14 protein-coding genes are annotated in these 15057 nt (G+C 71.0%); 8 read left to right on the top strand and 6 right to left on the bottom strand.

All coding sequences use genetic code 11. The annotated features are described in order from the left end of the window. The first annotated feature begins 149 nt into the window (after window positions 1–149). From ACZ45E_RS13685 to ACZ45E_RS13675, 3 genes are read left to right on the top strand one after another with little or no spacing between them, the layout of a single operon-like run. Complete coding sequence (locus ACZ45E_RS13685) at window positions 150–596, top strand: hypothetical protein (protein WP_468220263.1); 447 nt, start codon at window positions 150–152, stop codon at window positions 594–596. Between the two features lies 1 nt (window position 597). After that, the gene (locus tag ACZ45E_RS13680) at window positions 598–1860 is read left to right on the top strand and encodes an amidase domain-containing protein (protein WP_468220261.1); all 1263 of its coding nucleotides are present in this window, start codon (window positions 598–600) and stop codon (window positions 1858–1860) included. Then, complete coding sequence (locus tag ACZ45E_RS13675; protein WP_468220259.1) at window positions 1860–2231, top strand: hypothetical protein; 372 nt, start codon at window positions 1860–1862, stop codon at window positions 2229–2231. Before ACZ45E_RS13680 ends, ACZ45E_RS13675 begins: the two co-directional genes overlap by 1 nt. Before the next feature lie 72 nt (window positions 2232–2303). On the opposite strand, the gene ACZ45E_RS13670 is transcribed toward ACZ45E_RS13675, so the two are convergent. The 4 genes from ACZ45E_RS13670 to ACZ45E_RS13655 all read right to left on the bottom strand — a co-directional run bounded on the left by ACZ45E_RS13670 (window position 2304) and on the right by ACZ45E_RS13655 (window position 6172). Next, the gene (locus ACZ45E_RS13670) at window positions 2304–3794 is read right to left on the bottom strand and encodes a GntP family permease (RefSeq protein ID WP_468220257.1); all 1491 of its coding nucleotides are present in this window, start codon (window positions 3792–3794) and stop codon (window positions 2304–2306) included. Window positions 3795–3900: 106 nt separating this feature from the next. Further along, window positions 3901–4311 carry a RidA family protein gene (locus ACZ45E_RS13665; RefSeq protein WP_468220255.1) on the bottom strand — a complete coding sequence of 137 codons (411 nt, stop codon included), beginning with the start codon at window positions 4309–4311 and terminating at the stop codon, window positions 3901–3903. Further along, a complete protein-coding gene (locus tag ACZ45E_RS13660) occupies window positions 4308–5111 on the bottom strand; it encodes an IclR family transcriptional regulator (protein ID WP_468220253.1) in 804 nt (267 codons plus the stop codon). Before ACZ45E_RS13660 ends, ACZ45E_RS13665 begins: the two co-directional genes overlap by 4 nt. Continuing rightward, window positions 5108–6172 (bottom strand): sugar kinase, encoded by a 1065-nt coding sequence (locus ACZ45E_RS13655; RefSeq protein ID WP_468220250.1) that lies wholly within the window; start codon window positions 6170–6172, stop codon window positions 5108–5110. The genes ACZ45E_RS13660 and ACZ45E_RS13655 overlap by 4 nt, the downstream gene beginning before the upstream one ends. A 59-nt stretch (window positions 6173–6231) precedes the next feature. On the opposite strand from ACZ45E_RS13655, the gene ACZ45E_RS13650 reads away from it, so the two are divergent. Both ACZ45E_RS13650 and ACZ45E_RS13645 read left to right on the top strand, forming a co-directional pair. Next, window positions 6232–7620: an amino acid deaminase gene (locus ACZ45E_RS13650; protein WP_468220248.1), complete on the top strand. Its 1389-nt coding sequence runs from the start codon at window positions 6232–6234 to the stop codon at window positions 7618–7620. A 159-nt stretch (window positions 7621–7779) separates the two neighbouring features. Beyond that, the gene (locus ACZ45E_RS13645; protein WP_468220245.1) at window positions 7780–9384 is read left to right on the top strand and encodes an N-acyl-D-amino-acid deacylase family protein; all 1605 of its coding nucleotides are present in this window, start codon (window positions 7780–7782) and stop codon (window positions 9382–9384) included. A gap of 140 nt (window positions 9385–9524) precedes the next feature. Here ACZ45E_RS13645 and ACZ45E_RS13640 read toward each other — a convergent pair whose 3' ends face one another. Then, window positions 9525–10145, bottom strand: a complete 621-nt coding sequence (locus ACZ45E_RS13640; protein WP_468220243.1) for an alpha-ketoglutarate-dependent dioxygenase AlkB — start codon at window positions 10143–10145, stop codon at window positions 9525–9527. Window positions 10146–10427: 282 nt separating this feature from the next. Between ACZ45E_RS13640 and ACZ45E_RS13635 the strand changes: the two genes are divergently transcribed. Next, the gene (locus tag ACZ45E_RS13635) at window positions 10428–11639 is read left to right on the top strand and encodes a pyridoxal phosphate-dependent aminotransferase (protein WP_468220240.1); all 1212 of its coding nucleotides are present in this window, start codon (window positions 10428–10430) and stop codon (window positions 11637–11639) included. Between the two features lie 109 nt (window positions 11640–11748). Then, entirely contained in the window at window positions 11749–12156 is a 408-nt protein-coding gene (locus ACZ45E_RS13630; protein ID WP_468220239.1) for an SCO4983 family protein, read from the top strand. Between the two features lie 54 nt (window positions 12157–12210). Here the strand turns inward: ACZ45E_RS13630 and ACZ45E_RS13625 are convergent, their stop codons facing one another. Then, window positions 12211–14070: a phosphoenolpyruvate carboxykinase (GTP) gene (locus ACZ45E_RS13625; RefSeq protein ID WP_468220238.1), complete on the bottom strand. Its 1860-nt coding sequence runs from the start codon at window positions 14068–14070 to the stop codon at window positions 12211–12213. A 287-nt stretch (window positions 14071–14357) separates the two neighbouring features. On the opposite strand from ACZ45E_RS13625, the gene trhA reads away from it, so the two are divergent. Beyond that, on the top strand, window positions 14358–15041 hold the full coding sequence (trhA, locus tag ACZ45E_RS13620) for a PAQR family membrane homeostasis protein TrhA (RefSeq protein ID WP_468220235.1): 684 nt from the start codon (window positions 14358–14360) through the stop codon (window positions 15039–15041). Window positions 15042–15057: the final 16 nt, after the last annotated feature.

The following is a 15057-nucleotide window of genomic DNA, read 5'->3' as shown; positions in this document are numbered from 1 at the left end:
GCTCCACGGGCGGAAGTATGGCGGACGAGGCTGTGCGGCGCCTCCCCCGGGCCCCTGCGAGCTGTATCTAATTCGGATCATCTGCTTGACGTGACCCTTACCAACCCCTGTTACCTTCGGGAGAAATCACGCGACACGGGGGTGTACGCATGGCGTGGGACGAGTGGGAACAGCTCAAGGCCGCGGCGGCCGAGCGCCGCCGCGACGGGACCGGCGGACCGGCGCCCATGCGGTTGAACCAGCTGGCGCCCGACGGCGGCGGGGGCGGCGGCGCGCCGGACATCGACATCAGGACCAAGGGTGTCCATGGCGCCGCGGACGACACCGAGACGCTGTCGCGCCAGGCCATGACGCGCCTGAGCCACTCGCTCGACGGCAGTGACGCGGTGTACGGCGCACATCTGGGCAACGGGTGGCTGAGCCCCGTCCAGCTTCAGGTCTGCGCCCTGAACTGGGAGGAGCACTTGGTCGGGCTCGTCCGGCAACTGGGTCGGCTGAGCGCCGAGTTGAAGGATTCGGCGCACGGCTACGACAGTGCGGACGCCGAGGCCGAGGCCCGGCTGCGTGCGGCCGTCCAGGATCTCGGGAAGGCGTGACATGGTCTCCTACGAGGGCATCAACAGCGCCAGCCCGGCCACGTGGAAGTCGGCGTCCGACGAGTGGCACGCGCTGGCCAAGTACGCCCTGGACGCCGCGAAGGACCTGCGGGACTACGGGGTCAAGCCGCTCGCGGAGAACTGGACCGACGAGGTCGGCAAGGCGGCCGCGGGCAAGTTCGAGAAGCTTGCGAACCAGTTCGAGGTGGCCTACGACATCCTGCTCGCCGTCGACATGATCACCGACGGGGTGACCACCGCCATCGAGACCGCCCACAGCACCATGCGGGAGGCGCGGGAACTCGCCGGTCACTACGGGCTGACGATCGGCGCGGACGGGACGATCACCGGGCCGCCCGTGCGCAACCGTACGGAGGCCGAGGAGATGGGCCCCTACCGCACGCAGGTGAAGGACCTCATCGACCAGGCCGTCGCGCAGGTGACGACCGCCGACAAACTGGCCGCGTCGAAGTTCGCCGAGCTGGCCGGGCAGACCGGGCTCACCGACCCCGACAAGGCGCTCAACGAGTTCCAGACGGGGGCTTCGCACGCCCAGATGCAGATGCTGGCCGCCGACATCCCGACCGGCCAGGACCCGGCGACCGTACGGCAGTGGTGGGACGGGCTGACGCCGCAGCAGCGCAAGGACATGATGCTGGCCCAGCCGGTCCTCGTCGCCAACCTCGACGGCATTCCGGAGGATGTCCGCACGGAGCTGCGCGGCAACGGTAAGTACGACCGGGTGAAGCTGGTGCAGTACGCCCTGGACAACTGGGACAAGGCCGACCCCACCGACTTCGGCAACAACTGCACCAACTTCGTCTCCAACGCGCTGCTCGCGTCGGGGATGAAGGAGAAGGAGTCGTTCTGGCTCGGCACCACGGACGACGACAGCTGGATGATCGGCAACCGGACGGGGGTGGACGCGGTCGACAAGCGCCTCGCGTACTCCGACAACTGGGCCGCCGCCGAGAACAACCAGAACTTCATGCTGAACCACGGCGGGCACGAGGTCGCGCGCGCCGACGTGAAGCCCGGCGACATCATCTACTACGAGCAGTCCGGCCCCAACGACTCGATCGGGAAGGGCAACACGCACCACGCGGCGATCGTCACCGGGGTGATGCCGGACGGTGAGATCAAGTACACCCAGCACAGCGACTCGTACCAGAACGTGAGTCTGGAAGGGCGCATCACCGCCACCGAGAAGCACGAGGGTGCCCAGAACCTCCGTATTGTCCGTCCCGACCCCGACTGGTACTGATGGCAACGATGAACCGCACCACCCCGGCCCCCGCCCGAGGCGGCCTCCTGGTCGCCGCCGCCGTGCTGGCCGTCGTCTCGGCCGGGCTGCTGGCCGCCCATTTCTCCTTCGACGGGGACACGTTCCAGGACTGCGCGTACCTGGGGCCCTCGACGCGGATGTACGTGACCGCGTGGGCGGGGCCGCTGTGCAGCGTCGCCGCGCTGGTGCTGACCTGGCGCCGCGGCCGCCGTTTCACCGGCGTCCAGGTGGCGCTCGTGTGCGTGGTGGCGCTGCTGCTGCTCGTCCAGCTCTCCGCGCTGTACTGGGTGTACGCGCCCGACCCGGCCGGGGGCACCGGCTGTTCGGGGCTCTCCCTGCTCGCCCCCTGAGACGCCTGCGTACGAGGGCGTCGGGCCGGAGAACACCTCCCGGCCCGGCGCCCGTCCGCGTGCGGAGTCCCGCTAGACGAAGAGGCTGACCACGCCCGCCACCACGAACCCGGCCACCGAGAGGACCGACTCCAGGATCGTCCAGGTCCGCAGGGTGTCCCGCTCGGAGATGCCGAAGTACTTGGCGACCATCCAGAAGCCGCCGTCGTTGACGTGCGAGGCGAAGATGGAGCCCGCCGAGATCGCCATGATGACCAGGGCGGTGAACGCCTGGGAGTAGTCGCCCTCGGAGAGCAGGGGGGCCACGATGCCCGCCGTGGTGACGATGGCGACGGTCGCCGAGCCCTGGGCGACGCGGAGCACCAGCGAGATCAGGTAGGCGAGGACGATCACCGGGAGGCCGACGTCGTTGAACGTGTCGGCGAGGGCCTGGGCGATGCCGCTGGCCTTGAGGACGGCGCCGAAGATGCCGCCCGCGCCGACGACCAGCAGGATGTTGCCGACCGGCTTCAGGGACGCGGTCGACACCGTCTCCAGCGACTTGCGGGACCAGCCGCGCCGGATGCCGAGCAGGTAGTAGGCGAGGAGCAGGGCGATGGTGAGCGCCACGAAGGGGTGGCCGAAGAACTCGATGACCGAGCGGCCCGTGGAGGGGTCGAAGGCGATCGAGGAGAAGGTCGCGAGGAGGATCAGGACGAGCGGCGTGCCGATGATGGCGAAGACGACGCCGAGGGCGACCGGCTTCTCGGTCGGGGTGACGCCGGAGGCGCGCTGCTCGGCCGTGAGGGCGGCCTTGGCCTCCTCCGCTGCCTCGACCATGTCCTGCGGTACGGGCACGAAGATCCGCTTGCCGATCCAGGCGGCCCAGCCCCAGGCGGCGAGCACGGCGGGGATGCCGCAGACGATGCCCATGAGGATGACCCAGCCGAGGTCGACGTGGAGGAGACCGGCGGCGGCGACGGGGCCCGGGTGCGGGGGCAGGAAGGCGTGGGTCATCGACAGGCCGGCGAGGAGCGGCATGCAGTAGAGGACGATCGACTTGCCGCCGCGCTTGGCCGCCGCGTAGACGATCGGCGCGAGGACGAAGATGCCGACGTCGAAGAAGACGGGGATGCCGAAGATGAGGCCGGTGAGGCCCATCGCGAGGGGGGCGCGCTTCTCACCGAAGAGGTTCAGGAGGCGGGATGCCAGGACCTCGGCGCCGCCGGAGACTTCGAGGACCGCGCCGAGCATGGTCCCGAGTCCGATGATGATCGCGACGTGGCCGAGGGTGCCGCCCATGCCGGACTCGATGGTGGAGACGGCGTCGGACTTCTGGACGGTGCCGAAGAGTTCGGTGACGGAGAGGCCCGCGCCGAGGCCGACCGCGATGGAGACCGCGAGGAGGGCCACGAAGGGCTGGAGCCGCGCCTTGATGATCAGGAAGAGGAGCAGGACGATGCCGAGCGCGGCGATCGTCAGCAGTCCGGCGGTGCCGTCGATGATCGTGAGGATGCCGCCGGTGTGGGGTGGTGGCTCGGTGGCGGCGGCCGCGAGCGGGGCGGCGGTGGATATGGGGAGCATGGTGGTCCTCTTAAGAGCATGAATGTTTCTGGGCAGGGGGGATCACGGTGCGGCGCGTTCGTGGGGCGCGCCGCACCGTGCCGACGTACGGAGGGAGGGACGGTGCTCAGCTCAGGACGGCGAGCGCGTCGATCTCGATGAGCAGGCCCGCCGGGAGGCCGACGTAGACCGTGGTGCGGGCGGAGGCGGGGGCCTTGAGGCCCTGCTCCTCGAAGTACTCGTTGTAGATCTTGTTCATCTCGGCGAAGTGGTCGACGTCAGTGAGGTAGACGCGCATCATCATGACGTCGTCCCAGGTGGCGCCGCCCTCTTCGAGGATCGCCTTGACGTTGGCGAACGTCTGGAGGGTCTGCTCGCGCAGGGTCGGGCCCGCGGGGGTGGGGGCCTTGCCCTCCTCGGCGGGGAGGAAGCCGACCTGGCCGGCGACCTGGAGGAGGTTGCCCTTCTTGACGCCGTGCGAGAACTTCGCGGGCGGGGTGGTGTGCGTGGCGGGGGTGAGGGCGATCTTCTCGGTCATCGTGAACTTGCTTCCTTCGTGGGGGTGTTACCAGGGGTGTTAGCAGGGGTGTTGCCGGGACCCGTGCCTGAGTAGTCCCGGCTGATGGCTTCCGCCGTGCGGCGCACCAGCGGGAGCAGGGTGAGGAGTTCCTCGGCGGTGACGACGACGTTCGGCGCGGAGACCGACATGGCGGCGACGACGCGGCCGTCCGCGCCGCGGACGGGGGCCCCGACGCAGTTGATGGACTCCTCGTGGCCACCGAGGTCGGTGGCCCAGCCCTGTTCGCCCACTTTCTCCAACTCCCGCAGGAACGCGGTGGAGTTGGGGGTCGAACGGGACGTGTACAGGGGGTAGTCGAGCCGCTCGGCGACGGCGCGGCGCTCGGCCTCGGGCAGGTCGGCGAGGAGCAGTTTGGCGACGGCGGCGACGGTGATGGCGACCGGCTTGCCGATGCGCGAGTACATGCGCACGGGGTAGCGGCTCTCGACCTTGTCGATGTAGAGGACCTCGTGCTCCTCGTAGACGGCGAGGTGGACCGTGTGGCCGCACTTCTCGTTGAGGCCGACGAGGTGGGGGTGGGCGATCTCGCGGACGTCGAGGTTCTCGACGGCTTCCTGGGCGAGCGCGAAGAGGCGGGCGCCGAGCCGGTAGCGCTGGTCGGACTGGCGGTGGACGAGTCCGTGTTCGTGCAGGGTGCGCAGCAGGCGCAGGGCGGTGGACTTGTGGACGCCGAGCCGGTCGGCGACCTGGCCCAGGTCGGCGGGTCCCTCGGCGAGCAGCGGCAGGATGCTGAGCGCGCGGTCGACGGTCTGGCTCATGGCGTACGTACCTCCTCGGCGGCCTCGGGCGTGGCTGAGGTCCACCCGGGGCCGAGGTGCAGTGTCCCCCACGCGGCGGCGTCGAGGGCGACCAGCCGGTCGGCGTGGGCGCGGCTCGGGGGTGCGGCGAGGTCGCCGGGGACGGTGAGGGCGGCGGCGGCCCAGAGGTGGCCGTGGCGCAGCCGGTCGGCGGCGGGCAGGCCGCGCAGGGTCGCGGAGAGGAACCCGGCGGCGAAGGCGTCGCCCGCGCCGACGGCGGCGACGACGTCGACGCGGGGGGCGGGTTCGAAGTGCCGGCCGCCGTCCCGGTCGTAAGCGAGGGCGCCGTCGGCTCCGCGCTTGACGACGAGCAGGTCAGGCTCGGGCAGCGCGGCGCGGACCGCGTCGGGGCCGCCGGTGACGCCGAAGGCGTCCTCGGCCTCGTCCTCGCCGACGAAGACCAGGTCCGCGTGGCGGGCGAGGTCGAGCAGGACGCGGGCTTCCCCGGGCGTGGCCCACAGGCCGGGGCGGTGGTTGACGTCGAAGGAGACGAGCGGCCCATCGGGTTCCCCGGGCATGAGCGTCCGGAGAAGGCCGAGGCAGTCCGCGGAGAGGGCGGCGGTGATGCCGGACAGGTGCAGGATGCGGCCTGCGCGGAGCGCGTCCAGGTCCATGGTCGCGGGGGACATGGCGGAGGCGGCGGACCCGGCGCGGTAGTAGGCGACCTCGTGGGCGTCGGTGGCCCGGTCGCCCGCGGTGCGGAAGTAGATGCCGGTGGGGCGGGCGGGGTCGCGGCGTACGCCGGAGACGTCGACGCCGTACGCGCCGATGGCCTCGACGAGGTGGTCGCCGAAGCCGTCGGCGCCGAGCCGGCTGATCCAGCGGGCGCGGTGCCCGCCGGCGGCGAGGACGCAGGCCAGGTTGGACTCGGCGCCGCCGATGCCGCGCTCGAAGGAGGGCACGTCGGCGAGGCGCCCCGGGGCGGAGGGGACGAACGTGACCATGGACTCGCCGAGCGCGACGACGTCGGGTGCGACGACCTCGGGTGCGCTGTGCGGGGCTGCGGGTCCGGTGACGGTCACGGGGGTCGGTCTCCTCACGGCTGGGGGTCAACAGCTCCGTTGACCCGGCGTTGGCTCGGATGTTAGACAGCAGTAAGCGACATACGCAATGGCCGTTGCACATATTGCAACCGCCCGGAGGAGGCACCGTGACCGCCAGGAACGCCGACAACGCCGTCGAGCGCCGCGAGGACCGTCCTGCCCGTTCGGAGGAGCTCGCGCGCGAGCGGGTGGACTTCCGCTTCAAGGGCCTGCCGCCCCAGGCCGAGGGGCTGACCGTCGCCGAACTGGCCGAGCGCCGCCTGAACCTCTTCACGGACGGCTTCACCACCCCGGTCCTCGCCCTCTCCGCCGAGCGCCTGGAGCACAATCTCGCGCTGATGGAGACGTACGCCACGCGGCACGGCCTCGCCTTCGCGCCGCACGGCAAGACGTCGATGGCCCCGCAACTCTTCCAGCGGCAGATCGAGCACGGCGCGTGGGGCATCACCCTCGCCGTGCCCCACCAGGTGCGCGTGGCACGGGAGTTCGGCATCGACCGGATCTTCCTGGCGAACGAGCTCGTCGACGCGGCCGCGCTGCGGTGGCTCGCCTCCGAGCTGAACGCCTCGGCCGGCTTCCGCTTCATCTGCTACGTCGATTCCGTACGCGGCGTCGAGCTGATGGACGCCGCGCTGCGCGAGGCCGGCGCGGGGCGGCCCGTCGACGTGGTCGTGGAGCTGGGCGCGGGCGAGGGCGCGCGCACCGGCGCCCGGACGGAGGCACAGTGCGCGGCCGTGGCCGACGCGGTGGCCGCCACCTCGACGCTGCGGCTCGTCGGTGTCGCCGGGTACGAGGGCGAGGTCCCCGAGGCCGACGGCGAGCGGGTCCGCGCCTGGCTGCGCCGCCTCGTGGCGCTCGCGGCCGGCTTCGACGCGGCCGGGCGGTTCGCGGGGCTCGACGAGATCGTGGTGAGCGCGGGCGGCAGCGCGTGGTTCGACGCGGTGGCCGACGTGTTCGCGCGGATCCCCGAACTGAGCGCGCCCGTCCTGAAGTTGCTGCGCTCCGGCGCCTATGTCTCGCACGACGACGGGCACTACCGCCACCTGACCCCGTTCAACCGGGTCCCGGAGGAGGGCGCGCTGCACCCGGCGTTCCGGCTGTGGGCGCAGGTCGTGTCGCGGCCGACGCCGGAGCAGGCGTTCACCAACGCGGGCAAGCGGGACGCCGCCTACGACCTGGACCTGCCCGAGGCGCAGGTCGTGCGGGACGCGCGTACGGGGGCGGTGCGGGACGCGGCCGGGGTCACGGTGACGGGGCTCTCGGACCAGCACGGGTGGGTGCGTACGGAGCCCGGCACGGACCTGGAGGTCGGCGACTGGCTCGGCATGGGGCTCTCCCACCCCTGCACCTCCTTCGACAAGTGGCAGCTGATCCCGGTGGTGGAGGCGGACGGCACGGTCGTGGAGTACGTACGGACGTTCTTCTAGGCGCCGCAGCTACGCCGGTCCGCCTTCCGAGCGCGGGCTGGTCGCGCCCCGATGGAGCTGCGGCGGAGCCGCATGCTTCAGGGGCGCGGGGAACTGCGCGACCAGCCACGACGCCATCCGCACCCGACGAGAACCCATCCGCCAGAGAGGCACCCCGCAATGGACCTGGTCATCAAGGACACCCGCGTCATCGACGGCACCGGAGGCGCCTCGTACCGCGCCGACGTGAGGATCGACGACGGCCGGATCGCCGAGATCACCCGCGAGGGGGAGGGCCCGCGCCCCACGGGCCCCCGGACCCTGGACGGCGCGGGCCTCGCCCTCTCCCCCGGTTTCATCGACATGCACGCGCACAGCGACCTCGCCCTGCTCCGCGACCCGGACCACAGCGCGAAGGCCGCCCAGGGCGTCACCCTCGAAGTCCTCGGCCAGGACGGCCTCTCCTACGCGCCCGTCGACGACCGGACCCTCGCCCAGGTCCGCCAGGTGATCACCGGCTGGAACGGGGGCGGCCCCGACGACACCTCCGTCGACTTCGACTGGCGGACCGTCGGCGAGTACCTGGACCGCCTCGACCGGGGCATCGCGGTCAACGCCGCCTACCTCGTCCCCCAGGGCACGGTCCGGATGTATGCCGTCGGCTGGGACGACCGCGACGCCACCGACGCCGAGCTCGACCACATGCGGCGGCTGGTCGCCGAGGGCATGGAGCAGGGCGCCGTCGGCATGTCGTCCGGGCTCACGTACACCCCCGGCATGTACGCCAAGGACGCCGAACTCACCGAGTTGTGCCGGGTGGTGGCCTCCTACGGCGGCTACTACTGCCCGCATCACCGCAGTTACGGGGCCGGCGCCCTGGACGCGTACCGGGAGATGGTCGACCTCACCCGCACCGCCGACTGCTCCCTGCACCTCGCGCACGCCACCATGAACTTCGGCGTGAACAAGGGCAAGGGCGCCGACCTGCTCACCCTCCTCGACGACGCGATCGCGGGCGGCGCCGACATCAGCCTCGACACGTACCCGTACACCCCGGGCGCGACCACGCTCGTGGCGATGCTGCCCAGCTGGGCCAATGAGGGCGGCCCCGACGCGACCCTCGCGCGGCTGCGCGACGACGGGACCGCCGAGCGCATCCGCCACCACGTGGAGGAGCTGGGCTCCGACGGCTGTCACGGCGTGCCGATGGAGTGGGACACGATCGAGATCTCGGGTGTCGCCGATCCCGCGCTCGCCGCGTACGTCGGCAGGACGGTCGCCGCGGCCGCCGCCGAGCGCGGCGAGGCGCCCTGGGTCACGGCCCGCCGTCTGCTCGTCGAGGACGGTCTCGGCACGACGATCCTCCAGCACGTCGGCCACGAGGACAACGTGCGGACGATCATGCGGCACCCGGTGCACACCGGCGGCAGCGACGGCATCCTCCAGGGCGAGAAGCCGCATCCGCGCGCGTACGGCACGTTCCCGCACTACCTGGGCCACTACGCCCGCGACCTCGGCGTCATGTCGCTGGAGGAGACGGTCGCGCACCTGACGTCCCGCCCGGCCGCCCGGCTGCGGCTGGCCGACCGCGGCCTGGTCCGTGAGGGCTACCGCGCCGACCTGGTCCTGTTCGACCCGGAGACGGTGGCGGCGGGCTCGTCGTTCGAGGCGCCGCGGACGCTGCCCGTGGGCATCCCGCACGTCCTGATCGACGGCCGCTTCGTCATCGAGGACGGCCGCCGTACGGACGTGCTGGCGGGCCGCTCGGTGCGCCGGACCGCCTAGAGCTCCGCTTCCCCGGGGCGAGCGGTCCTCGCCTCCAGGGGCGCGGGGAAGTGCGCGACCAGCCACGACGAGAGCCGCACCCGACGATGCCGGCCGGACCCCTGCTCCCGGACCCCGGCCCGCCCCCCTGAGCACCGGCGTCAGCGAACTCCGTGCGGCCGGAACTGAATGCTGATCCGGGGCCCGGTCGCCCGCGCCGACTTGGGGATCGCGTGCTCCCAGGTCCGCTGGCAGGAGCCGCCCATCACGATGAGGTCGCCGTGCCCGAGCGGCCTGCGCACGGTCGGGGCGCCGCCGCCGAGCGGCCGGAGCAGCAGGTCGCGGGGTGCCCCGACGGAGACGATGGCGACCATGGTGTCCTCGCGGTCCCCGCGCCCGATCCGGTCCCCGTGCCAGGCGACGCTGTCCCGGCCGTCCCGGTAGAAGCAGAGCCCGGCCGTGGTGAAGGGCTCGCCCAGCTCCTCGGCGTAGTGGGCGGAGAGCGCGTCGCGCGCGGTGGCGAGCACAGGGTGCGGCAGCTCGTCGGCCGCGCGGTAGAACCTCAGCAGCCGGGGCACGTCGACGACCCGCTCGTACATCTGGCGCCGCTCCGCCTTCCACGGGACGGCCGCCGCCAGATGTTCGAAGAGCGCGTCGGCGCCGCCCAGCCAGCCCGGCAGCACGTCGATCCAGGCCCCGGACCCGAGGACGGTGCGCCGCACCCCGGTGAGGGCGCCGGGCGCGGTCTCCTCGGCCTGGTCGAAGAGGGATCCCTGAAGCATGGCTCCACTGTACCGAACGAATAGAACAAACGATCGAACATGACACGCCGCCCGCCTCCCCCGGACGCTCAGCGGCCCTCCTAGGGCGCCCAGGGGCCCTCCAAGTGGCCCATTTCACGCACCCCGCGAGGCCGCGCTTCCAAGCCCCGCCCTGCCCCGCACCCCGCATTCCGGAGGCAGGCGGCACGGAGTGCCACGGCATCCCAGACCGGCCCCGGCCGCGCCGCCCACCGGTCGGCGAACAGAGCGCGCCGCCCCGAAACACGGCCGTAAAGTCTGAGCATGCAGCTCATCCAGTCGACCAAGCTCTCCAACGTCTGCTACGAGATCCGGGGCCCGGTGCTCGAGGAGGCGATGCGGCTGGAAGCGGCAGGCCACCGGATCCTGAAGCTGAACACGGGCAACCCGGCGGCGTTCGGGTTCGAGTGCCCGCCGGAGATCCTGGAGGACATGCTCCGCAACCTCGGCGACGCCCACGGCTACGGCGACGCCAAGGGTCTGCTGGCCGCCCGCCGCGCGGTGATGATGCACTACCAGACCCTGGGCGTGGAGACCGACGTCGAGCACGTCTTCATCGGCAACGGCGTCTCCGAGCTGATCGTGATGGCGATGCAGGGCCTCCTCGACGACGGCGACGAGGTGCTCGTCCCCGCCCCCGACTACCCGCTGTGGACCGCGGCCGTCTCGCTCTCCGGCGGCACCGCCGTGCACTACCGCTGCGACGAGCAGTCGGACTGGATGCCGGACCTCGCCGACATCGAGCGCAAGGTGACCGACCGCACCAAGGCGCTCGTCATCATCAACCCGAACAACCCGACGGGCGCCGTATACAGCGACGAGGTGCTGCGCGGCCTCACCGACATCGCCCGCCGCCACAATCTGCTCGTCTGCTCCGACGAGATCTACGACAAGATCCTCTACGACGACGCGACGCACACCCCGACCGCAGCTATCGCCCCCGACCTGCTCACCCTCACCTTCAACGGCATGTCGAAGGCGTACCGGGTGGCCGGTTACCGCGTCGGCTGGATGGCGATCTCCGGCCCGCGCGCGCACGCGGAGTCCTACATCGAGGGCCTGACGATCCTCGCGAACATGCGCCTGTGCGCCAACATGCCGGGCCAGCACGGGGTCGTCGCCGCGCTCAGCGGCCGCCAGACGATCAAGGACCTGGTGCTTCCCGGCGGCCGGCTGAAGGAGCAGAGCGACGTCGCCTACGACCTGCTCACCCAGATCCCGGGCGTGACCTGCGTCAGGCCCAAGGGCGCGCTCTACCTCTTCCCGCGCCTCGACCCCAAGGTCTTCAAGATCAAGGACGACCGGCAGATGGTGCTCGACCTGCTGCGCGCCGAGAAGATCATGGTGGTCCACGGCACCGGCTTCAACTGGCCCGAGCCGGACCACTTCCGCGTCGTGACGCTGCCCTCGACGCGTCAGCTGACCGAGGCGATGACCCGGATCGGGAACTTCCTGGACGGCTACGGCCAGCGGTGAAGCCCGCCGTGACGCTACTTTGGACAGGTTCTAACTTAGACACGTTCTAAGGTACGATGGAGGCCAAGTTACCGCCTGTCCGGTGGTCCCGGTTGCCTGGAGGCCCCCCATGTACGAGCCGATCCGCACCAAGTCGGTCCACACGACGACGGCCGACAGCGACTTTCCGCACCGCTCCCGCGAGGAGGAGCTGGACATCCAGCTCGCCGGGCACCTGTCCGCACTGCTCGCCCTGACCGACGAGCTCCGGCTCGCCGCCGGGGACCCGGAGCTGGACGAGGCCGCGGCCGAGCTGGCCGCCCAGATCAGCCGCCTCCGGGGCGGGCATCCGCCGGTGCGGTCGTCCGTGGCCGCCGCGGTGCACGAGCCGCATGCGGCCGCCCTGCACCAGCGGGCGCACGCCCTCGCCGGGCGGGCGCTGGTGGTCGCGGCCTCCCGCGCGGACACCGCCGCCGCGATCCTTGCGGCCCGGCGCATGGAGTATCACGCGGGCGCCGACCGCTTGATAGCCGCCTGAGGGACGAATCGGGCCCCCGCACGCCATTGTGCGGGGGCCCGATCCAAGTGCGGCCTAGCCGAGTCGCTGAACCAGCTTCCGGTACTCGTCCCACAGCTCCTTCGGCGTGTGAGCGCCGAAGGTGTTGAGGTGCTCGGGTACCAGCGCAGCTTCCTCGCGCCAGACCTCCTTGTCGACGGTGAGCAGGTACTCCAGGTCGGCCTCGGAAAGATCCAGGCCGTCCGTGTCGAGGGAGCCCTTGGCCGGAAGAACGCCGATCGGGGTGTCGACGCCTTCCGCCCGGCCGTCGAGGCGGTCCACGATCCACTTCAGGACACGGCTGTTCTCACCGAACCCGGGCCACACGAAGCGCCCGTTCGTGTCCTTGCGGAACCAGTTGACGTAGTAGATCTTCGGGAGTTTCGCCTGGTCCTTGTCTGCGGCGACCTTGACCCAGTGGGCCATGTAGTCGCCCATGTTGTAGCCGCAGAAGGGCAGCATCGCGAACGGGTCGCGGCGCAGCTCGCCCACCTTGCCCTCGGCGGCGGCGGTCTTCTCCGAGGCCACGTTGGCGCCGAGGAAGACGCCGTGGTTCCAGTCGAAGGACTCGGTCACCAGCGGGACCGCGGACGCGCGCCGGCCGCCGAAGAGGATCGCCGAGATCGGTACGCCCTTGGGGTCCTCCCACTCGGGCGCGATGATCGGGCACTGCGCGGCCGGGGTGGTGAACCGGGCGTTGGGGTGGGCCGCCGGGACGCCTGATGCGGGCGTCCAGTCGTTGCCCTTCCAGTCGGTGAGGTGGGCCGGGGTCTCCTCCGTCATGCCCTCCCACCAGACGTCGTTGTCGTCGGTGAGCGCGACGTTGGTGAAGACGGAGTTGCCCCAGAGCGTCTTCATCGCGTTGGCGTTGGTGTGCTCGCCGGTGCCGGGCGCGACGCCGAAGAAACCGGCCTCGGGGTTGATCGCGTAGAGCCGGCCGTCCTCGCCGAACCGCATCCAGGCGATGTCGTCGCCGATCGTCTCGACGGTCCAGCCGGAGATCGTGGGCTCCAGCATGGCGAGGTTGGTCTTGCCGCACGCGGACGGGAACGCGGCGGCGACGTACTTGGACTCACCGTGCGGCGGGGTCAGCTTGAGGATCAGCATGTGCTCGGCGAGCCAGCCCTCGTCGCGGGCCATCACGGAGGCGATGCGCAGCGCGTAGCACTTCTTGCCGAGCAGGGCGTTGCCGCCGTAGCCGGAGCCGTAGGACCAGATCTCGCGGTCCTCGGGGAAGTGCGAGATGTACTTCGTGGAGTTGCACGGCCACGCCACGTCCGCCTCGCCGTCGGCCAACGGGGCGCCCAGCGTGTGGACGGCCTTCACGAAGAAGCCGTAGGTGCCGAGCTCCTCCAGGACCGGCTGCCCCATCCGGGTCATGGTGCGCATGGAGACGGCGACGTACGCCGAATCGGTGATCTCGACGCCGATCGCGGAGAGCGGCGAGCCGAGCGGGCCCATGCAGAAGGGGACGACGTACATCGTCCGGCCCTTCATGGAGCCGCGGAAGATCCCCCCGTTGCCCTCGTTGCCCCGGAAGATCTCCCGCATCTCGGCCGGGGCCTTCCAGTGGTTGGTCGGGCCCGCGTCCGCCTCCTTCTCGGAGCAGATGAACGTCCGGTCCTCGACCCGCGCGACATCGGTCGGGTCGGACGCGGCGTAGTAGGAGTTGGGGCGCTTGATCGGGTCGAGCTTCTTGAACGTCCCCTTGGCGACCAGCTCCTCGGCGAGCCGCTCGTACTCGGCCTCGGAGCCGTCGCACCAGACCACACTGTCCGGCTGTGTCAGTTCGGCGATCTCGTTGACCCACGAGATCAGTTCCTGGTGGTCGGTCGGAAGGGTGAGAACCGGGGCTGTATCGGTCCGGGAGGTGGGAGCCGCGATGTCGCGCGCCACGATCGCTCCTAAATGAGGGTGTTGTGTTGGTTGCCCCGTGGGGGCCTCGACCCGGACGCTGCGCCTCCCGTCCACCGGTTTCCCAGTGAGCGCTCATCCGGTGCCGACCGCACTCATTTGATCATCCGACCGTTTCGCCCATCTGTCCAGGGGGCCTCACACTTGAGCGACGTGAGCATCGCCACTCGGTCCCGGGGGCGTAGCGATCAGGACTTCGGGTTAACCCCCGGTGACATCTGCCGTCACCCATATCCACCACCTACGGTCCCGTAGGTACGATGAAGGCCATGAGCGTCACCGCAGAGCAGCACGGACTCCCCACCCCGGAGGCTTCCCTGCTGAAGCCGAGACTGCGTGGCTGGCTGCACGCGGGCATGTTCCCCGCTGTGATCGTCGCCGGTCTCTTCCTCACGGCCCTGGCCGACTCGACGCGCGGGCGCGTCGCCTGCGGCATCTACACCCTCACGGCCTGCCTGCTGTTCGGTGTGAGCGCGCTCTACCACCGGGGCAACTGGGGGCCGCGGGCGGACGGCGTGCTGCGCCGGCTCGACCACGCCAACATCTTTCTGATCATCGCGGGCACCTATACGCCGCTGACCATGCTGCTGCTGCCCGGCTCCAAGGGCGACGCGCTGCTGTGCGGCATCTGGGTGGCGGCCGCGGCGGGCATCGCCTTCCGCGTCTTCTGGGTCGGCGCCCCGCGCTGGCTCTACACACCCTGTTACATCGCGATGGGCTGGGCGGCGGTCTTCTTCCTGCCCGACTTCATGCGGACCGGCGGCGTCGCGGTGCTCGTCCTGGTGATCGTGGGCGGGCTGCTCTACAGCGCCGGCGGCGTCATCTACGGCATCAAGCGGCCGAACCCCTCACCCCGCTACTTCGGTTTCCACGAGGTCTTCCACTCGCTGACCCTCGCGGCGTTCGTCGTGCACTACATCGGCATCTCGCTGGTCGCCTACCAGCACGCCTGACGCCCCCACCCTCCCC

The organism is Streptomyces sp. NPDC030991 (assembly GCF_055571235.1).
This window is presented reverse-complemented; position numbering and strand designations above follow the sequence as displayed.

Excerpts from the sequence above, each read along its gene's own strand:
- trhA (WP_468220235.1), top strand. The coding sequence starts at position 14,358 with ATGAGCGTCACCGCAGAGCAGCACGGACTCCCCACCCCGGAGGCTTCC.
- ACZ45E_RS13635 (WP_468220240.1), top strand. The coding sequence starts at position 10,428 with ATGCAGCTCATCCAGTCGACCAAGCTCTCCAACGTCTGCTACGAGATC.
- ACZ45E_RS13660 (WP_468220253.1), bottom strand. The coding sequence starts at position 5,111 with ATGAGCCAGACCGTCGACCGCGCGCTCAGCATCCTGCCGCTGCTCGCC.
- ACZ45E_RS13640 (WP_468220243.1), bottom strand. The coding sequence starts at position 10,145 with ATGCTTCAGGGATCCCTCTTCGACCAGGCCGAGGAGACCGCGCCCGGC.
- ACZ45E_RS13675 (WP_468220259.1), top strand. The coding sequence starts at position 1,860 with ATGGCAACGATGAACCGCACCACCCCGGCCCCCGCCCGAGGCGGCCTC.
- ACZ45E_RS13670 (WP_468220257.1), bottom strand. The coding sequence starts at position 3,794 with ATGCTCCCCATATCCACCGCCGCCCCGCTCGCGGCCGCCGCCACCGAG.
- ACZ45E_RS13665 (WP_468220255.1), bottom strand. The coding sequence starts at position 4,311 with ATGACCGAGAAGATCGCCCTCACCCCCGCCACGCACACCACCCCGCCC.
- ACZ45E_RS13680 (WP_468220261.1), top strand. The coding sequence starts at position 598 with ATGGTCTCCTACGAGGGCATCAACAGCGCCAGCCCGGCCACGTGGAAG.
- ACZ45E_RS13630 (WP_468220239.1), top strand. The coding sequence starts at position 11,749 with ATGTACGAGCCGATCCGCACCAAGTCGGTCCACACGACGACGGCCGAC.
- ACZ45E_RS13650 (WP_468220248.1), top strand. The coding sequence starts at position 6,232 with ATGTTAGACAGCAGTAAGCGACATACGCAATGGCCGTTGCACATATTG.
- ACZ45E_RS13645 (WP_468220245.1), top strand. The coding sequence starts at position 7,780 with ATGGACCTGGTCATCAAGGACACCCGCGTCATCGACGGCACCGGAGGC.
- ACZ45E_RS13685 (WP_468220263.1), top strand. The coding sequence starts at position 150 with ATGGCGTGGGACGAGTGGGAACAGCTCAAGGCCGCGGCGGCCGAGCGC.